Origin of the sequence: Herbidospora cretacea (assembly GCF_001570605.1) — a bacterium.
In the GTDB taxonomy this organism is placed as follows: domain Bacteria; phylum Actinomycetota; class Actinomycetes; order Streptosporangiales; family Streptosporangiaceae; genus Herbidospora; species Herbidospora cretacea.
This window is the reverse complement of sequence record NZ_BBXG01000024.1, coordinates 65,437-82,256: the sequence shown is the minus strand read 5'-3', so window position 1 is coordinate 82,256 and position 16,820 is coordinate 65,437. Positions and strand designations below refer to the sequence as shown.

At 70.5% G+C, this 16,820-nt stretch carries 15 protein-coding genes; 4 read left to right on the top strand and 11 right to left on the bottom strand.

Translation table 11 applies throughout. The features are described 5' to 3' along the window. Positions 1-3: 3 nt before the first annotated feature. The 3 genes from AW270_RS33070 to AW270_RS33060 are packed head-to-tail and all read right to left on the bottom strand — an operon-like array spanning position 4 to position 4,708. Positions 4-2,301 carry a hypothetical protein gene (locus tag AW270_RS33070; RefSeq protein WP_061300064.1) on the bottom strand — a complete coding sequence of 766 codons (2,298 nt, stop codon included), beginning with the start codon at positions 2,299-2,301 and terminating at the stop codon, positions 4-6. After that, positions 2,298-3,251, bottom strand: coding sequence for an ATP-binding protein (locus tag AW270_RS33065; RefSeq protein WP_061300063.1), 954 nt, complete (start codon positions 3,249-3,251; stop codon positions 2,298-2,300). Before AW270_RS33065 ends, AW270_RS33070 begins: the two co-directional genes overlap by 4 nt. A gap of 8 nt (positions 3,252-3,259) precedes the next feature. Further along, positions 3,260-4,708 carry a hypothetical protein gene (locus AW270_RS33060; RefSeq protein ID WP_061300062.1) on the bottom strand — a complete coding sequence of 483 codons (1,449 nt, stop codon included), beginning with the start codon at positions 4,706-4,708 and terminating at the stop codon, positions 3,260-3,262. A gap of 195 nt (positions 4,709-4,903) precedes the next feature. Between AW270_RS33060 and AW270_RS33055 the strand changes: the two genes are divergently transcribed. Together AW270_RS33055 and AW270_RS33050 are read left to right on the top strand one after the other, a co-directional pair. Then, the gene (locus tag AW270_RS33055; RefSeq protein WP_082802022.1) at positions 4,904-6,292 is read left to right on the top strand and encodes a DUF4407 domain-containing protein; all 1,389 of its coding nucleotides are present in this window, start codon (positions 4,904-4,906) and stop codon (positions 6,290-6,292) included. Between the two features lie 7 nt (positions 6,293-6,299). Beyond that, positions 6,300-7,682 (top strand): serine/threonine-protein kinase, encoded by a 1,383-nt coding sequence (locus AW270_RS33050; protein ID WP_061300060.1) that lies wholly within the window; start codon positions 6,300-6,302, stop codon positions 7,680-7,682. A gap of 92 nt (positions 7,683-7,774) precedes the next feature. Here the strand turns inward: AW270_RS33050 and AW270_RS39245 are convergent, their stop codons facing one another. From AW270_RS39245 to AW270_RS39240, 3 genes are all read right to left on the bottom strand, one after another. After that, complete coding sequence (locus AW270_RS39245; protein ID WP_061300059.1) at positions 7,775-8,230, bottom strand: hypothetical protein; 456 nt, start codon at positions 8,228-8,230, stop codon at positions 7,775-7,777. Positions 8,231-8,307: 77 nt separating this feature from the next. Then, positions 8,308-8,913, bottom strand: coding sequence for a flavodoxin family protein (locus tag AW270_RS33040; protein WP_061300058.1), 606 nt, complete (start codon positions 8,911-8,913; stop codon positions 8,308-8,310). 128 nt (positions 8,914-9,041) lie between these two features. Then, on the bottom strand, positions 9,042-9,206 hold the full coding sequence (locus tag AW270_RS39240) for a hypothetical protein (RefSeq protein WP_157522985.1): 165 nt from the start codon (positions 9,204-9,206) through the stop codon (positions 9,042-9,044). A gap of 435 nt (positions 9,207-9,641) precedes the next feature. Between AW270_RS39240 and AW270_RS33035 the strand changes: the two genes are divergently transcribed. Together AW270_RS33035 and AW270_RS39235 are read left to right on the top strand one after the other, a co-directional pair. Further along, the gene (locus AW270_RS33035) at positions 9,642-10,682 is read left to right on the top strand and encodes an acetamidase/formamidase family protein (protein ID WP_061300057.1); all 1,041 of its coding nucleotides are present in this window, start codon (positions 9,642-9,644) and stop codon (positions 10,680-10,682) included. 139 nt (positions 10,683-10,821) lie between these two features. Continuing rightward, the gene (locus tag AW270_RS39235; protein ID WP_157522982.1) at positions 10,822-10,977 is read left to right on the top strand and encodes a hypothetical protein; all 156 of its coding nucleotides are present in this window, start codon (positions 10,822-10,824) and stop codon (positions 10,975-10,977) included. On the opposite strand, the gene AW270_RS33030 is transcribed toward AW270_RS39235, so the two are convergent. From AW270_RS33030 to AW270_RS33010, 5 genes are all read right to left on the bottom strand, one after another. Next, complete coding sequence (locus AW270_RS33030; protein ID WP_061300056.1) at positions 10,958-12,541, bottom strand: FAD-dependent monooxygenase; 1,584 nt, start codon at positions 12,539-12,541, stop codon at positions 10,958-10,960. The genes AW270_RS39235 and AW270_RS33030 overlap by 20 nt on opposite strands. 146 nt (positions 12,542-12,687) lie before the next feature. Continuing rightward, positions 12,688-13,317, bottom strand: a complete 630-nt coding sequence (locus tag AW270_RS33025; protein WP_061300055.1) for a TetR/AcrR family transcriptional regulator — start codon at positions 13,315-13,317, stop codon at positions 12,688-12,690. A 55-nt stretch (positions 13,318-13,372) separates the two neighbouring features. Further along, on the bottom strand, positions 13,373-13,855 hold the full coding sequence (locus tag AW270_RS33020) for a hypothetical protein (protein ID WP_157522979.1): 483 nt from the start codon (positions 13,853-13,855) through the stop codon (positions 13,373-13,375). Between the two features lie 104 nt (positions 13,856-13,959). Then, positions 13,960-14,421: a hypothetical protein gene (locus tag AW270_RS33015; protein ID WP_061300053.1), complete on the bottom strand. Its 462-nt coding sequence runs from the start codon at positions 14,419-14,421 to the stop codon at positions 13,960-13,962. Continuing rightward, on the bottom strand, positions 14,418-16,736 hold the full coding sequence (locus AW270_RS33010; protein WP_061300052.1) for a molybdopterin oxidoreductase family protein: 2,319 nt from the start codon (positions 16,734-16,736) through the stop codon (positions 14,418-14,420). The genes AW270_RS33015 and AW270_RS33010 overlap by 4 nt, the downstream gene beginning before the upstream one ends. Positions 16,737-16,820 lie beyond the last annotated feature (84 nt).

Genomic DNA, 16,820 nt, shown 5'->3' with positions numbered 1-16,820 from the left:
CGCTCACCACGGCTCGTCGGGAACCCTGGCCGGGGACCAGACGAGCGCGACGACGCCGATGATGAGGATGAGCACCGCGCCCACGAACACCAGCACACCGGTGGGAACGGTGAATCCGTCGGCGTCCTTGATCGTCGTGACCGGTGTGGCCGGCGGCGTGGACGGAGGCTCGACCGCCGGCATGATCGAGTCGGCGAACTTCGCCGCCGTCTCCGGCTGGTCCGCCCCGCCGGGGTCGGTGCGCCATTTCTCGGCCACCCGCTCCGCGACCCCCTCCAGGTTCGCCTCGGTCCCGGCCGGCAGACCTGAGCTGAGCACCTGGACCGTCCGCGGCGGCAGAAGCCCGTCGAGGAGCGGCGACTCCTGATAGGGAGGCGCGATCTCGGCCCGGCCCGAAGGGAGGATCGCGAGAGCGACCTCACCCCCCTTGATGTCCTCGACGATCTGGCTGATCGGCTTCCGTTTCAGCGGGAGTTCCCCGAACTCGGCCTTCAGCTTCGCCTCGTCGGGGAAGTCCGTGCCGACCTCCACCGTGAGCTTCGCCTCCTTGAGCACGCTCTCCACCCGGTCGGCCGGGATCTCGTCCGCGTCGAAGACCAGTGTGCTCTTCGACTGAGCGGTCATCAGCGGCTCGTGACGGGGATAGGGCGCGCTGTCGGTGGTGATCACGATTTGCGGTCGCGCCGGGTCGAGCGGGCCGACGTCCTGCACGTCGGCCCGATGGCCCAGGTTCCGCAGGAGCTGGGCGTAGACGTGAGCCAGGTACTGGTCGGGCTCGTCGGCCTGGATGACGACCTGCTGCGGGACGAAGGCCACGCCGGCCGGCGCGCTCCCCGCCGGCGGGGCGACGGGCAGGTCCGGGCCGGAGAAGAAGTTGAGCGAGGTGATCATGAGCAGCACCCCGCCGACGACCAGCGCGGATCCGCCGTAGATGTGCCGCTTCCCCTTGCGGGGGAGCATCCGTTTCCATCCGGGCCCCGGGTCCTCGCCACGCATCGCCCTGAGGGCGGCCTTGAACGGTTTGGGGATGGCCCGGGTCCGCAGCAGCTCGTCGGCGATCTCGTTCTGGTAGATGTCGTGGGCGAAGGCGGCCTCGGCCAGTTCCTCGTAGAGCCGGTCAGCGGACGGATGTCTGCGGATGACGGCCTCGAAGCAGTCCCAGGTGCGCAGCGCTTTCTGCAGCTGCCGCCGGCCCTCGTCGGTGTCGGCGGCGGCGAGCAGCACCCGGAGCCCTTCGGAGATCTCGGCCGGATCCACCGCCTTGCGGAAGGAGATGATGAGCCCGCCGAGCGTGGTCGGCGGCCGGGGCATCGCGACCGTCTGCCCGGCGCCCTTCGGGGGCGATTCGAGGATCTGCGTCGGCGCGTCACCGCCCGCGGCCGGTTCGTCCGCGTCGGCGGAGGACGGACCGGCCACGGCATGGTTCTTCGCGGCCGGTACGGCGCATTCCCCGAGCAGGACCAGTGCGATATGTGGCCCTTTGTCTCTGAAGGGAAGTTCCGTGGTCTTCTGCGCGAGCCTCTCCACGAGCTCTTCCAGGGGAACGCGGCGATGCGTCAGCTGCTCGACGTACGCGGTGGCCGTCCGCTCGGCCGGGGGTATCGGCGCGCCCCGCGCCCAGACGACCTTGTGGGTGCCGTCGGGGGCGTGCGGTGCGAACGACAGCCTGATCCGGTGGCCCGCCGTCGCGCTGACCCACGTGGCGGCGGCCAGCCTGGCGCGCATCCCATAGGGCAGCAGCGAGGCGACCTCGTCGATGAACCGCAACCGCTTGACCATGGGTACCTGCTCGGCGCCGACCACGCACACGGGTTCACCGGTCATCAGGAGCCCGGCGGCGCTGATCGCGTCCTCGAAGGTCTCCGAGGGAAGGTTCGCGTCGGCCCGCACCGCCACTCTGGGAGGCCGTTCGTCGCCCAGGTCCTTGAAGGCGTCGTACAGCGCCTCGTAGCTCACGCGATGCCCGGCGATCTGGTCATAGGGAACGTAGAACCACCGCGTGTAGTAGATCTTGCGGTTGGTGCCGTCGCGGTGTCCCGACCATTCGTTCTGCAGGGCGAGCACGATGTAGTAGAGCTTCTGCCCGCCTTGTCTGGTGCCGACGAAGGCGATCGTCACCTGGGGCTGGTCTCCGGTGGCCCCGGTGGTGTAGCGGCTCCGGATCTCGTCGAATATCTCGAGACCCAGCCCTCCGCTGTGCTCCAGGACCTCGTAGTCGTTGTAGCTGCCCGGCGGTTTGCCCTCCAGCGCCCACTCGTAGTCGACGGTCACGTGGTGGACGGTCGCGGGGCTCTCGGTCATCGCGAACGCCCCTGCTTCGCCAGGCACTCACCGAGCCACAGCATCGGCTCCACGACGTTGATCGGATAGACCGGGCCCCGGATGCGCAGGGCCGCCTTGTCGGCCTCGTCGGGGACGAGGTTCAGGTAGTCGTTCCAGTCGAAGGTCTCCGTCTGCTGGTCGAGGTAGAAGCCGATCGACGACGTCACGTAGAAGCGGATACGGTCGCGGTGGAAGAACTTGTCGAGCGCGTTCATCACCATCTCCGCGCTGCCGGTGGCCGAGACCCTGGACAGCTCGCGGAACAGCTCGCGCGCGTCCTCGACGGCGACCCGGGGGAACTGGTGCTTGTCGTCGAGGTCGGGGGAGAGCAGCCGCTGTTTCTGGGCGGTCTGCAGGACCCGCGGATCGTCGAACTTGGTGATGCAGACCGCGATGTTGTGGGGCAGCTTCCCGTTCTCGAACTGGTCGGCCTCCAGCATCTTCTCGGCCAGCCGGTTCAGCGGGCCGTGGAGGTGGTCGTAGGCGTCGCCGACCTCGAACTCCCGGATCGGGTCGAAGAGGAACACGATGCCGCGGCTCTGCGTGAGGTTGGCCATCAGCTCCTCCTGCCGCTCCTCCGCGCCACCCGTCCTGCCCTTGCTGGGCGCGAAGTGGCCACCGGGGGCGTCGACCATGGTGAGCCCGATCATGGTGGAGGTGCGCTGACGCCGGAACAGGCCCGTCGGCCCCGGGCCGATCAGCGCCCACTGGTAGGTCTCCAGGGCGGTGCTGGCCTCGGGGAACTCCTTGCCCGAGGTGAGCGCGCTGGTCATGTCCGTCAGGTACGCGGAGGACTCCGGGTTCTGCCCGACGATCTTCCAGTCGTCGTCGCGGCGGTTCAGCGCGACGGACAGCGCGGCCAGCAGCGTCGTCTTGCCGCTGCCGGGCGCGCCCCACATGGCGATGTGGTGGCGGGGCGTCTCGGCCATGGGTTCAGTCACTCCACGTCGATCAGGGGGAACGGGACAGGGACGGGGTCGGACGTGAGCCCGAGGCCGGAGGTGAGCCCCCGGATGTCGAGTGCGTCGAAGTTCGCCAGGGCCGCGGAGCCCAGCCGCTGCCACACCCGGGGGAGCGGGCCGCCGGCCTGGTGGTCGACGACGGCGCCGAAGACGACGTTCCACGTCTGCTCCAGGCGGGTGACCGTGGCCCGCCAGTCGTGGCGGTGGGGGCAGGGCAGCACCCGGGAGCTGTCGATCCTCGGCGGGTGCGGGGGCCGGTCGCCGATGGTCAGGAGCGCGACGGGCGACGCCGGGTCGGCGGCGAGCCTGCGGTCGACGGTGGCGAGCATGTCCTCGAGCTGGGCGGCGTGCGGGTGGTAGGGGTAGCCCGCGGTGATCGGGCCGCGATCTTCGAGCTCGTCGAGCACGCCCTGGGCGGTGGCGACGTCGACGCGCCAGGCGCGGACCTCCACCCTCGGGTCCTTGACCGAGCGGTCGAAGGAGTGGGCCCCGTAGGCGACCACCGAGACGGCCAGACCGGGCCGGTTCGACAGCGTCGAGACCACCTGACGGGCCCGGCCGACCCGCTCGGCCACCTTCTCCTCCACCCCGCAGACCTCGATCGCGCAGATCAGGTGCCCCGCGCCGGAGGGCCGCAGGGGAAGCCGAGGGGGCACCTCCGCGATCAGCGCCGCCCAGCCGCGCGGGTCGGCCGACAGCGGGGGCAGGCCGCTGAACCGCACCCGCCCTGGTCGCCGGAGTTCGGCGGTGACCTCGTAGGAGCCGGGAGGCAGCGCCGCCGACTCGACCGACAGCAGCAGCGGTTCGTGCCCCTGCCAGGTGACCACCGCGAACGCGGTCCCGTTGGGACCGCCCCGCTCGCAGTGGAGGGGCAGCGTCGTGGTCGCCCCGGGCCGGGCCTGCACCGGGAACAGCGGCACCGTCGCCAGTTCCAGGCTCCCGTCGGTACGCGGGCGTAACACGACCAGGTCGTAGGAGCGCGTCAGCGGATCGGTGCGGAGGACCTCGGTGACCACGGTGGCGACCGAGTCGTCGACCCGCAGGGCCGGCGCGTCCGGACGGGCCGACCGGAGCCACTCGAACGCCTGCTCGGCCCGGGAGCCGCCGGGTGAGGAGAAGACGAGCACCGCGTCGCCGTCCGGGTCGATGTCGGCCGCCCGGAGCACGGCCCCGCGTTCCTGGGCCCCGTGTTCCTGGGCCCCGTGCTCCTGTGCCAGGTCGATCCACTGTGTGTGCCACCGGCGGCCCCGGGGGACCCCGTGGTCGTCCCGGATGATCTTGAACGAGGTGACGCCGTCGGCGGCCACCTCCACCACGTCCAGCCTGCCGCTCCCGGTGAGCCCCGCCACGGCCTTGGCGAGCGCCTTGCGCAGGAGGTCGTCGTCGGGGTTGGGCACCGGGTGCGCCTCCGATTCGGTCGTCATTTGCGGTACGCCATAAATAGGTTTGGGATGATGCCGAAATCGCATCCCGAAGCTATGACCGACTCTTAGATCATTGCGCGAAGTTCCCCGGTTTTAAGCGAAGTGCGATAATCCAGTTAGGCTAGCGGGGGTTGGCCGTGACTGCGAGGATCTAGGCCCAGCACGGAACGTGAAGCTCCACGGGGTGGGGAAAACATGAGGCGCTTTCTGATCGCGTTATCCGGAGCGCGACCGGACGTCCTGGCACGCCTTAAAGGGGAAAGCGCCAAATTCGAGGGTGTCGGCGGCGCGGTGCTGACCACGGCGGTGATCGCCGTGATCTCGATGTGCTTCGCCCTCGTGAGCGCCCTCGGCCTCAGCCCCTGGCTGGCCGTCCCGGCCGCGCTGATCTGGGGCTTGATGATCCTGAGCCTCGACCGGTGGCTCGTCACCACGATGCGGAGCGACAGCCCGCGCCGCTTCGCGCTGGCGGTGCCGCGTCTCCTCATGGCCATCCTGCTCGGCGCGGTCGTCTCCACGCCTCTCGTGCTCCAAATCTTTAAATCGGAAATCGATGCACAAATCGTAGAAATCAAGCAGGAACGCGCCGAGGCATTCGCGCGCGAGCAGGAACAGGGCACCATGGGCAAGAGCGTCGAGGAGCTCCGCGCCGATGTCACCCGCCTCCAGCAGGTCATTTCCTCCGGCGGAGACGTTCCGGTCGACCCCACCCAGGACGCGAAGATCAAGGGTCTTCAGACCGACCGCGCCAACGAGGAGAAGCGGGCCGAAAAGCAGTACAAGGAGTGGCAGTGCCAGCTCTACGGCGGCGCGGGCTGCACCAAGAAGGGCGACGGCCCCCTCGCCCAGAGCAGCAAGAGGGCCTACGACCGCAGCCAGGCCCGCATCGCCTCGCTGACCCGGCAGATCGAGAGCCGCAAGAAGGAACTCACCGACGCCGGGGCGGACGCGAAGAAGAGCAGGCTCGACAGCGCCAAGGCGGAGCTGCCGAAGGCGCAGAGGCAGCTCGACCTGGCGGTGGACCGTCAGTCCAGCCTGCAGAGCGCCTTCGACGACGAGAACCTGGTCACCGACGGCCTGCTGATCCGGCTGGAGGCGCTCGACGACGTCACCGGTGAGGACGCCACGCTCAGCACCGCCCGGATCGTGCTGTTCCTGCTGTTCCTCCTCATCGAGTGCCTGCCGGTCACGATCAAGCTCATGATGCGGCCCGGCAACTACGAGAAGGTGCTCGCCCTCGCCGAGAAGGACGAGCTCCGCAGCGCCCGGGGCAGTTTCACCCACGGCCCGGGCCCCGGCCCGAGGACCGACGGCGGCGACTCCGATCCGGGCGGGTCGGGCAGCATCTGGCGGGTCTGGTCGCGGTCGGGCGACACCGGCGACAGCTGGAGATCGCAGGCCACCTCCGGCGAACGCGGCCCCACCGGCACCAGCGTGGAAGAACGCCCCAACCACACCGACCGCACGGGCGGCGTGCGCGGCGACGACGACGCGCTGCGCCGGATGAACGACACCCGCGCCGCGAGGCTCTCCAGCATGGACCGCCCCGGGGGAGTGGAGCTCCTCCCCGACGACGACCACTGAACGCCGCATGATCAAAGACAGATACGAGCTGATCAGGCAGCTCGGTGCGGGCGGCATGGGCACCGTCTGGGTGGCCCAGGACACGATGCTCGGCCGCCGCGTCGCGCTCAAACGGATCACCCTGTCGGGCGGCCGGGAGGCCGTCGAGACCCAGCGCCAGCGCGCGCTGCGCGAGGCGCGGGCGGCGGCGTCGGTGCACCACCCGGCGGTGGTCCCGGTCTACGACTGGTTCCTCGACGACGACGGCACGCCCTGGATCGTGATGGCCTACATCGAGGGCACCACGCTGGAACAGTGGATCGAGGCCGGCCGCCGCACCGAACACGAGGTGGCCGCGCTCGCCCGACAGGTGCTGGGCGGCCTGATGGCCGTCCACCGGGTCGGTGTGCTCCACCGCGACATCAAGCCCGCGAACATCGTCGTCACCCATGACCAACAGGTCTGCCTGGTCGACTTCGGCATCGCCCGCATCGTCGGCGAGAGCGGCGTCACCGCCACGGGCCTGCTGCTCGGCACGGTCGAGTACATGGCCCCCGAGCGGGTCAACGACCACGCCCAGTCCCCGGCGGCCGACCTGTGGTCGTTCGGCGTGACGTTCCTCCACGCGCTGGAGGGCTACTCGCCGTTCCGCCGGGGCAGCGTGCCGGCCACGTTCTTCGCCATCCTGAGCGACCCCCTCCCGGCGGCCCGCCGTCCCGGTCCCCTGTACGACGCCCTGACGGCCGTGCTCCCCAGGGACCCCGGCCGCCGCCTCGACGCCCAGAGCCTGGCGGCCCGGCTGGACGCGATCCTCGCCCCGCCCATCCAGAGACCCGCCCAGACACCGGCCCCGAGGCCCACCCCCAGACCCGCCCCCAGACCCGGCCCGAGGCCGGTCGCGAGGCCGGTCCCGAAGCCCGTCCCGCCGAAGGAGACCCCGATCCGGCGGGTCGAACAGGCAGACCCGCCGGATCGGCGGACCGTCCCCTACGCGCGGATGGAACCGCGCCAAGCAGCTCAGGAACTCGACGACATGGTGGCGACCCGCCCCGCCGAGGCGGCCGCGGCGCTGACGGCCATCCCGACCGACCGCGCCGGCCGGATCCTGGCTTTCATGGGACCCGACGGAGCGGCCACCGTCCTGCGGGCCCTGCCTCCCGCCAGGGGCGCACGCCTGCTCGCCGACATGAGCGAACGCACCGCCGGAAGGCTGATGAGCGCACTCGGCGTCACCGACGCCGCCACCCGCCTCCTTGAGGCGATGACCCTGGCCAGGGCCCGTGCCGTGCTCGAACACGTGACGCCCGAGGTCATCGCCGGTCTCCTGAGGACCTCCACCGACGGCCGAGCGGGCCGGATCCTCAACGGCCTGAGCACGGGGGTCCGCGCCAAGGTCGCCGATCTCGGCTGAACCATTGGACTACCTCATCCACGGGTCCCGCCACCTGGGTATGAGCGCCGAACTGCCGGAGTTCCTCAAGGCGCTCACCTCGGGCGTCGACGCTACGCCCGGCGTCCGGGGTTGAGGTAGAGGACGTCGGCCATCACGGTCCACACCATGATGGCGATCACCAGGGCGAGCCACGCGGGCAGGGTCACGGCCAGGCCCCAGACGCAGCCGGCGAACCCGATCAGGCACGCCGCGCCGAGGACCAGCCCCTTGGCGTCCCTGATCGTGGGCTTCCAGCCCTTGACCCGGGTGAGGGCGGCGGCCAGGAGGGCGGGAAAGGCGAGGAACAGACCGCCGGCCACGGCTCCCCATCGGTTGCCGACCAGACCGGCGACGACGAGGATCGCCGCGCCGACGGCGAATCGGATCGCCAGGCCTCGCAGGGAGATGGAGCGGAGCGTGGCGGGATGCAGCCGGATGCCTTCTTCCCGCCGGCTCCTGGCCCGGATCCGCCGGACGCGCCGGCGAAAGCCACGACGAGCCGGGGTTCCCGCTAAGCCATGGTCCATTGGCGTTCTCCTGTCAGCCCGCGCCTGCCCAGCCGAAGAGTGGTCACTGCCCTGCGGCGGCGGAAACATGCCTTCCGTCATTCGGGCGGCGCGCTCATCGGATGGGCGGCGAGGGCCTCGGCGACGGCGACCAGGTTGGCGGCCATCGCGCGGCCGGTCTTGTCCGACCAGTCGTGCCCGGTCTGGTCGTCGAGGTAGTCGGGCCCGGCGCCGGGCCCGAGGTGCCAGTAGGTCCAGGCCTGGCCGGGGATGGTATAGCCGATGTCGACGAGCGCCCCGCTGACCTCGCTGATCACGTGGTGCGCGCCGTCCTCGTTCCCGGTGTTCACGACCCCGGCGACCCGGTTGTACGCGACCGGCCGCCCGTCGTCGTCGGTCTCGGAGATCATCGCGTCCATGCGCTCGATCACCCGCTGCGCCACCGAGGACGGATGTCCCACCCAGGTCGGCGTGGCGATGACGAGGATCTCCGACCGCAGCAGCTTGTCGTGGACGGCGGGCCAGTCGTCACCCGGCCCCATGTCGGTCTTCACGCCGGGACGGATGTCGAGGTCGACCGCCCGGACCGTCTCGACCTCGACCCCGCGCCGGCGCAGTTCGGCGCTGACGACGTCGGCCAGCGCCTCGGTGTTGGACGGCGCGGGCGACGGTTTGAGCGTGCAGTTGATGACGAGAGCTCGCACGATGATCTCCGATGTGAGAAGGCCCGCACCGGCCGCTCGACGAACCCCCTCTGCCGCCGAACGCCCGATACGGGCCTGTGATCTATCTGCTGCCCGTACCCGGCCGGAGGGCCCCAAACATCCCGGGCTCAACCACCCGCGGGGAAGATCGGCAGGACGTTGACCTGAAGCAGGTTCCCCGGGATGGAGATGACGTCGTCGAAGAGCAGCCCGGGAGCGTCGGCGGCGTGCGCGGGGGCGGCGATCCCCGCCAGGCCCAGCGCGAGCAGAGCCGCTGCGAACGTCTTCTTCATCAAGTCACTCTCCGCTGTGCAGGTCGAGCCGACAGTTACGGAGAGTATCGATGGTCGCACACGTGTCCGCCAATAGGACGCCGCGCCCAAGGCGGGGCACCATGGTCGTAAACACACCGGATTTTGCACGACCGTTAAGAGGCCGAAACACCCCCGGGTCACTGTGGAGCCACCCCCGATGATCATCATCGCGTTCAGGGATGGGAGTCCACCATTTCCGCCAACCACTGGAGCTCGGCGAGCCGCCGAAGCCTGCTGGCCGCCGGTCTGGCCGCGACGTTCGCCGCCGCCGTCCCCACCCCCGCCCAAGCCTCACCCGGAGAGAAGGGCGGCCCCGGCCGTCCCAAGCCCGGCAAGTGGGACCACCACCTCAAGTCCACCCCCGACAAACTGCACTGGGGCGGCTACCCGATCGGCTGGACCCCCGGCCTCACGATGAGATCGGGCCAGACCGTCCGCGTCGACACCCTCTCCCACCAGGGCTTCACCAACTCGGCCATCCACCCGAACGACTACTTCGGCGCCTTCGGCGTCAAGCCCCACGAGATCCTCCGCGACGGCGTGGCGTTCTGGCAGACCCTCCCCGAGCGCGAGGCCACCGGCAGGCGGTACGGCGGCCACGTCCTGACCGGCCCGATCTACGTCGAGGGCGCCGAGCCGGGCGACACCATCGCGATCGACATCCTCGAGGTCGACACCCGGGTGCCCTACGGCTTCAACAACACCGCCCCGACCGGCGGCGTCATGGCCACCTTCTACCCGGGCTGGCGCGAGGGCGACCGGGGCCTCGACATCCCCGCCGACATCCCGCCGGGCCTCCCGGCCGGCGTCTGGCCGGACGTCCGCACCCACCTCTACCGAACCGGGACGCACCGCGGCGAGGAGGTCGTCTTCTTCGGCGAGGACATCATCATCCCGACCCAGAAGTTCATGGGGATCATCGCGGTCGCCTCCCCGACGGGCGAGTTCATCGGCAACACCGAGAACGAGCCGCCGCCCGCCACCGGCGTGCAGAACTCCACGCCTCCGGGCAAGTTCGGCGGCAACATGGACGTCCGCGACCTCAACGTCGGCACGACGCTCTTCCTGCCGGTCTTCCAGCCCGGCGCGCAGATCTTCATCGGCGACCCGCACAGCTGCCAGGGCGACGGCGAGGTCAGCGGCACCGCCGTCGAACACTCCCTGTCCGGCACGTTCCGCATCACCGTGATCAAGAACACCGAGACCGAACTGCCCTGGGCCGAGAACGACGACCACTGGATCATGATGGGCATCCACTGGGACCTCGACCGCGCCATGCGGATCGCCGTGGAGAAGACCGTCGACTTCCTCGTCACCACCCAGGGCCTGACCGTCCCGAAGGCCTACTCGTTCGCCTCGATCGCGGTGAACTACCACAACGCCGAGGTCGTCGACCGGACCCAGGTCGTGACGGGCCACATCCCGAAGAACGTCTTCAGGGGCCGTCGTCACTGATCGGCGAAGGGGTGGCGGGGCGGATCGGCCCCGCCGCCCAAGAAAGATCGCACAGGGATGATCACACCGCCGATGTGTGGGCAGCACCGTAGGCCGTCGACCAGAGGTGGTCGGCGTTCCTATCCGGAGGTACCTGATCATGGCCGTGTTCGAGCTGCTCTGCTACTTGATCGCGTTCGTTCTGTTCGTCCTGGCCGCGCTCAACATCGGCGCCCGCTTCAACCTGGTCGCGGCCGGCCTCGCGGCGGCCATCCTGCCGACCCTGGTGAACGCCTTCAACGGGCTGGGCGGCTGAGCACGGCGGGCCCGAACCACCGGGTCAGGGCCGCGCGGAGGGCCCCACGCTCCCGGGAATCGGGGCGGGCGGCGGCCGAGGCCCAGGCGACGTAGCCGTCGGGCCGCAGGAGCAGGGCGGTGGCAGGGGGATTCGGGTCGGGGCAGCTCGTGGTGAGGGTGTCGACCCGGTCGTGCCAGGCCGCCGCCTCCTTGGCCGCACCGGCGTCCTCGGTCAGGTCCAGCAGCAGCGGCCGGGCGGCCGCGGTGAGGCGGGCGAGCGGGACCTGCCCGGACGGGGTGTCCAGCAGCAGGTCGGGGGCCCATCGGCCGACCAGCGGGTGGGGGTCGTCGCCGCCCATGTCGTAGTGGACGTCGGCCCCGGCCATCATGTCGGCGATGCGCTGGACGTTGCGCCGGTCGGCGAGCAGTTCGGTGAACAGTTCGCGGAGCGCGGTGACCTCGGCGCCGGGCTTGATCAGCGCGGTCTGCGCCTGGGTGTGCATCACCACGCGCCGGGCGGCCGGGCGGCGCTCGGTCTCGTAGCTGTCCAGCAGGCCGGGCGGGGCCCAGCCGTGGATCTCGGCGGCGAGCTTCCAGCCGAGGTTGATCGCGTCCTGCAACCCGAGGTTGAGGCCGGGGCCGCCGATCGCGGCGTGGACGTGGGCGGCGTCGCCGACCAGCAGGACCCGGCGTTCGCGGAACCGGTCGGCCAGCCGGGTGTTGCGGCCGGTCAACCGGCGCAGCAGGTGGGGGCCCTCGCCCTCGGGCGGGCCGAGCGGAAGGTCGGCCCCGAGCACGCGCCGGGCGCTCTCCCGCAGTTCCGCCACGGTGAACGGCCGGTCGCCGACGTGGCCCGGATCCCATTCGGTGGTGCTGACCAGGGGTGAGCCGGCGGCGAAGGGGGCGAACACGAACAGGCCGCGTTCGGTGCGGTGGTGCATGAACGGCGGGATGATCCCGTAGCCGGGCACGTCCAGGCCGCCGGTGGCCGCGTCGATGATCGCGGGCGGGAGGCTGACGTGCGCCGTGCGGGAGACGGTCTCGTCGGTGGTGACGCCGGGGAAGCCGATGCCCGTCAGCTTGCGCGTGAGGCTGCGCCCGCCGTCGGCCCCGACCAGGTAGCGGGCGCGCAGCCGGTAGGGTCCGGCGGGCCCGGTGACCTCGGCGGTGACCTCCTGCTCGTCCTGCGACAGCCCGGTGAGTTCGTGTCCCCGGCGGATCTCGACGCCGAGTTCGGCGGCACGTTCCTCCAGGACCTGCTCGATGCGGCGCTGCGGCACCGGCAGCCCGTAGAGGGGATTGTCGTCCAGGGCGCGGAGGTCCAGCGGCATCGCGCCGAACACGAACGAGGGCCCAGGCCGGGGTGGACCGGCGCTGCCGCTGAGGCGTTCGTACAGGTCGCGGCGGTCGAGCATGCGCACGACCTGACCGACCAGACCGTTGGCCCGGTTCTCCTCGGTCCGTCCGGGCAGCCGCTCGATGACCAGGGGCCGCACTCCGGCCAGGCTGAGCTCGCAGGCCAGCATCAGCCCGTTGGGCCCTGCTCCGGCGATGACGACGTCTTCAGGACCGGTCGCGGACATGGGGCTCCTCCGTGAGGTGGCTGATCGAGGGCATGGCGAATGAATCCGGGTACGCCGGATCTCTTGGTACGTGGATTTCTCGGTGTGCGGATCTCGCGGTCTGCGGATGGATCCGGAGGGCCGGTTCCTCTTCGTGAGGGGTGGGATCAGGGGGCGGGGAGACCGGCGGAGAGGCGGTGCAGGGCCTCGGACACGAGAGTCATGATGGAGACCGAGGGATCGGCGCGCAGCCAGTGTTCGACGGCCACGCCGAAGGCGGCCGTCACCGCGCCCGCGACCAGCTTGGGATACATGTCGCTGGTGACGTCGGTGCCGGTGCGTTCGGCGACCGCCGCGGCGAACTCGGCCTCGGCGGCGGCACTGGCCTTGATCATCTCGCCCTGGAGCGCCGGTTCGGCGATCATCAGGCGGACGCCGGCGATCCACTGCTGGTCGTGGGTGTTCCGGCCGTCGCCTTCCTGGCCGAGGGCGAAGCGGGCCAGCGCCGCGTCGTTGATCGCCTCCCACAGGGGCTTGGACGCCGGCTGGGCGCGCAGCTCGGCCGCGATCGACCGGGCGCGTTCGAGATGGCGGGCGGCGATCGCCTCGCCTTTGCTGGAGAAGTAGTTGTTGAACGTCCGGGGAGAGACGCCGACCTCGGCGGCGATGTCCTCCACCCGGACGTTCTCCAGCCCACGCTCGATGGTGAGACGGACGGCGGCCCAGCTCAGCGCGATGCGCGTCTCCTGCTTCTTGCGCTCGCGCAGCCCCCCGCGCTCGCCGTCCTCGGTACCCATGCCCCGAACACTACCGGATTTTGCGGACCCCGCAATGTTTCTGACCCCGCAAAAATTACTTCGGGAAGTCCTTCGGGTTGACGCCGGTCGTGCGGGCGTTGCCGCCCTTGACGGGGTTGAGGGTGAGCGTCCAGATGGTCGACGACGTCGAGGTCGTGTTGAACCTCAGCCGGTCGGTGAAGCGCTGGTACGAGGCGCTCTTGGTGAACTTGCGCTTCGACGTGCTGTATCGGTATCCGGTGGTGAAGTAGACGGTGTACGTGCCGTCGTCCACCCTTTTGAAGCTGGCGGTCGACTTCGCCCGGACATAGAGGCTGAACGCCTTGGACTTGCCCCGGACGAGAGTGACGACCCCGTCCTTGCCGGTGCCATTCTTGATCTTCAAAATGCCCTCCCCGCCGCTGATGCGGTCGGAAAGGACCTTGCCGTTGCCCGGCCGCGCCGCAGCCGTGACCTGCGAGACCGTGGCGGATTCCTGAACGGAGGCGGCGGCCGGCGCGGCGGCGTAACCGGTCAGGAGAGCAGATGTAAGGATCACTCCCGCAAGGGGACGTAATGTGCGCATTGCGCCAGAATGGCGAATTTATCGCATAAGGTCAACGCATTTGGCATCAGCCTTAATTGTTCACTTTTAAAGCATTTTCAGCTCACCAGTGGCTGCGTCGCCGAGTCCTTCAACCGGGCGTTGGCCCAGCGCAGCTGGCGGAGCGTCTGCGGATGGCAGTGCTGGGTGAGCGCCAGCAGGTCGGCCCGCCGCGCGCCCTGGGCGGCCTGGGCCAGGAGCTCCCAGTCGGCCGACACCCCGGCGGTCAGCCGGTAGAGGTAACGGAAGTCGGCCAGCAGCAGGACCGACGGCTCCCGGTGGCCGAGCCACTCCCGGACCAGCGACACCGGTTCCCCGGAAAGGCCGGACGCCAGGTCGAGCCCGAACTCCTTCCCGGCCGGGGCCAGTTCCCGCAGGTGGCCGGCCGACCAGGCGGCCAGGTCCCGGGCGACGTGGTAGGTCTCGTGGTCGGCCCGGTGCCGGTCGGCCATGGCGAGCAGGGCCCGCGCGAGCTCGTCCTCCGACCGGTGGAGCTCGTCGATCAGCAGCTCGAACTTCACGGCCGTCCTCCCTTCTCCACCCGGGCGGCGGCCGTCTTGAAGATCGGCTGTTTGGAGACCGGGTCCCAGTCGGTCATGGTCAGTTCGTTGGCCGCCCGGTCGTGGTCGCCGCCGTCGCGGTCCCAGTAGCCGTAGTGGAACGACACGAAGACCACGCCCGGCCGGATTCCGGTGACGCGCACGGGCGCGGTGATCGCGCCGCGCGGCGTCGTCACCCGCACGAGGTCGCCCTCGGCCACCTCCAGCCGCCCGGCGTCCTCGGCGGACAGTTCTGCCCAGACCTCCGGGTCGGCGGCCTGGAGCTCGGAAGCGCGCCCGGTCTTGGTGCGGGTGTGGAAGTGGTAGAGCGACCGGCCGGTGGTCAGCCAGAACGGGAACTCCCCGCTCGGGGACTCGTGCGGGGCGACGTACTCGGCCGCGCGGATGATCGCCTTCCCGTCGGGGTTCTGCGCGCGGTATTCGGTCGCCTCGAAGGGAGCGCCGGTGATCAGGTCGCGGCCGTAGGCCTCGCAGTCGTCGGGGGCGCTGCGGAACGCGCCGCCGGCGTACAGGCGCTCGGTCCCCTCCGGGTGTTCCTCGGTGACCGGCCACTGCACCCCGCCCCGGCGCAGCCGGTCGTAGGTCAGGCCGCTGTAGTCGCAGGGGCGGCCCTTCGAGCAGGCCTTCCAGCCCTCGAACGCGCCCTCCGCGTCGTGCCACTTGATCAGCGGGGCGCCGTCGCGGTCGGTCAGGCCGAGACGCCGGGCCAGGTCGATCAGGATGTCGAGGTCGGAACGGGCCTCACCCGGAGGGTCGACGGCCCGCTCCGACAGGTGGACGGTCCGGTCGGCGTTGGTGAACGCGCCGGTCTTCTCGCCCCACGCCGCCGCCGGGAGCACCACGTCGGCCAGTTCGGTGGTCTCGGTCGGGAAGATGTCCTGGACGACCAGGAACAGGTCCTCCCTGGAGAGGATCTCCCGGATGCGGCGCAGTTCCGGCAGGGAGACGGCGGGGTTGGTGCCCATGACGTACAGGAACTTGATGGATCCCTCTTCCGCGTAGCGGAAGATCTTCATGGCGTGGGTGGGCGGCGAGTAGTGCGGGATGTCCATCGGGTCGATGTTCCAGATCCGGGCCAGCTCGGCCACGTGGTCGGGGTTCGACCAGTTGCGGAAGCCCGGCAGGTCGCCGTCGGCGCCGCACTCACGGGTGTTCTCGGCCGTCGGCTGGCCGTTCATCTGGAGCACCCCGCAGCCGGGGCGGCCGAGCATGCCGCGTACCAGATGGACGTTGTTGACCTGCACCGCCGCCGCGGTCGCCTGATTGGCCTGGTAGAAGCCTTGCAGGACGGTCGAGAGGAGCCGCTCGGCGGTCCCGATGATCGTGGCGGCCCGGCGCAGGTCGTCTTCCGGCACGCCGCAGATCAGCGCCGCCTTCTCCGGGGGATAGTCGGCCACCTGGCGCTTCAGCTCGTCGAAGCCGACCGTGTGGGCGTCGATGTAGCCCTGGTCGATCCGGCCGGTCGCGATGATCTCGTGCAGGATGCCGTTCATCAGCGCCACGTTGGTGCCCGGCCGGTTGGCCAGGTGGACGGTCGCGGCCTCGGCCACCTGCGTCCTGCGGGGGTCGACGCAGATCACGGCGGGCGGGTTGGGCCCGGCGAGCCGGTCGAGGACGCGGCTCCAGGTGACCGTCTGGGTGGCGGCCATGTTGTGGCCGTAGAGGCAGATGACGTCGGCGTGGTCGATGTCGGTGTAGCTGCCGGGCTGGCCGTCGCAGCCGAACGACTCCTTCAGCGCCGCCGCGGCCGTCGCGGTGCACAGGCGGGTGTTGCCGTCGACGTGGTTGGTGCCCAGCCCCCCGTGGGCGATGAGGGCGAGCGTGTAGTACTCCTCCAGGAACAGCTGGCCGCTCGTGTAGAAGCCCAGAGCGCTCGGCCCCTGTTCGTCGAGCAGCTCACGGACCCTGCCGGCCACCCGGCCGAGCGCGGTGTCCCAGCTCGCCTCGACGAGCCGGCCGTTTTCCCTGACCAGCGGCCGGGTGAGGCGGTCGGGCGAGTTGCCGGCCTGCCAGCCGAAGAGGTCCTTCGGACCCAGGCGGCCGTGGTTGACCCGGTCGTCGGCCCGCCCCCGGACCCCGGCGATCCGGCCGTCCTTGACGGCGATCTCCAGCCCGTCGCCGTTGCTGTGCAGGACGGCCGCGCTCGGCACCCAGCTGTCGACGTCGCCCGCGTCCAGCCCGTCGGCGAGCTGCTGGTCGACCCGGATGGGCCACGTTTCTCCCGGTCCGTACGGGGTGCGCGCCCCCCACGGCTCCGCGATGCGGTCGATACCCATTGTCCCGCCCTACCCGTTTTTCCGGAGAACTTCTCGCCAGTTCTTGATCAAGGCCGAGTACGTCCGCCGAAACGTACTTGATGC

Coding starts and splice junctions, on each gene's coding strand:
- AW270_RS33010 (WP_061300052.1), bottom strand. CDS start 16,736: ATGGGTATCGACCGCATCGCGGAGCCGTGGGGGGCGCGCACCCCGTAC.
- AW270_RS33060 (WP_061300062.1), bottom strand. CDS start 4,708: ATGACGACCGAATCGGAGGCGCACCCGGTGCCCAACCCCGACGACGAC.
- AW270_RS39245 (WP_061300059.1), bottom strand. CDS start 8,230: ATGGACCATGGCTTAGCGGGAACCCCGGCTCGTCGTGGCTTTCGCCGG.
- AW270_RS33035 (WP_061300057.1), top strand. CDS start 9,642: ATGAGATCGGGCCAGACCGTCCGCGTCGACACCCTCTCCCACCAGGGC.
- AW270_RS39235 (WP_157522982.1), top strand. CDS start 10,822: ATGGCCGTGTTCGAGCTGCTCTGCTACTTGATCGCGTTCGTTCTGTTC.
- AW270_RS33025 (WP_061300055.1), bottom strand. CDS start 13,317: ATGGGTACCGAGGACGGCGAGCGCGGGGGGCTGCGCGAGCGCAAGAAG.
- AW270_RS33065 (WP_061300063.1), bottom strand. CDS start 3,251: ATGGCCGAGACGCCCCGCCACCACATCGCCATGTGGGGCGCGCCCGGC.
- AW270_RS33050 (WP_061300060.1), top strand. CDS start 6,300: ATGATCAAAGACAGATACGAGCTGATCAGGCAGCTCGGTGCGGGCGGC.
- AW270_RS39240 (WP_157522985.1), bottom strand. CDS start 9,206: ATGAAGAAGACGTTCGCAGCGGCTCTGCTCGCGCTGGGCCTGGCGGGG.
- AW270_RS33030 (WP_061300056.1), bottom strand. CDS start 12,541: ATGTCCGCGACCGGTCCTGAAGACGTCGTCATCGCCGGAGCAGGGCCC.
- AW270_RS33070 (WP_061300064.1), bottom strand. CDS start 2,301: ATGACCGAGAGCCCCGCGACCGTCCACCACGTGACCGTCGACTACGAG.
- AW270_RS33055 (WP_082802022.1), top strand. CDS start 4,904: ATGAGGCGCTTTCTGATCGCGTTATCCGGAGCGCGACCGGACGTCCTG.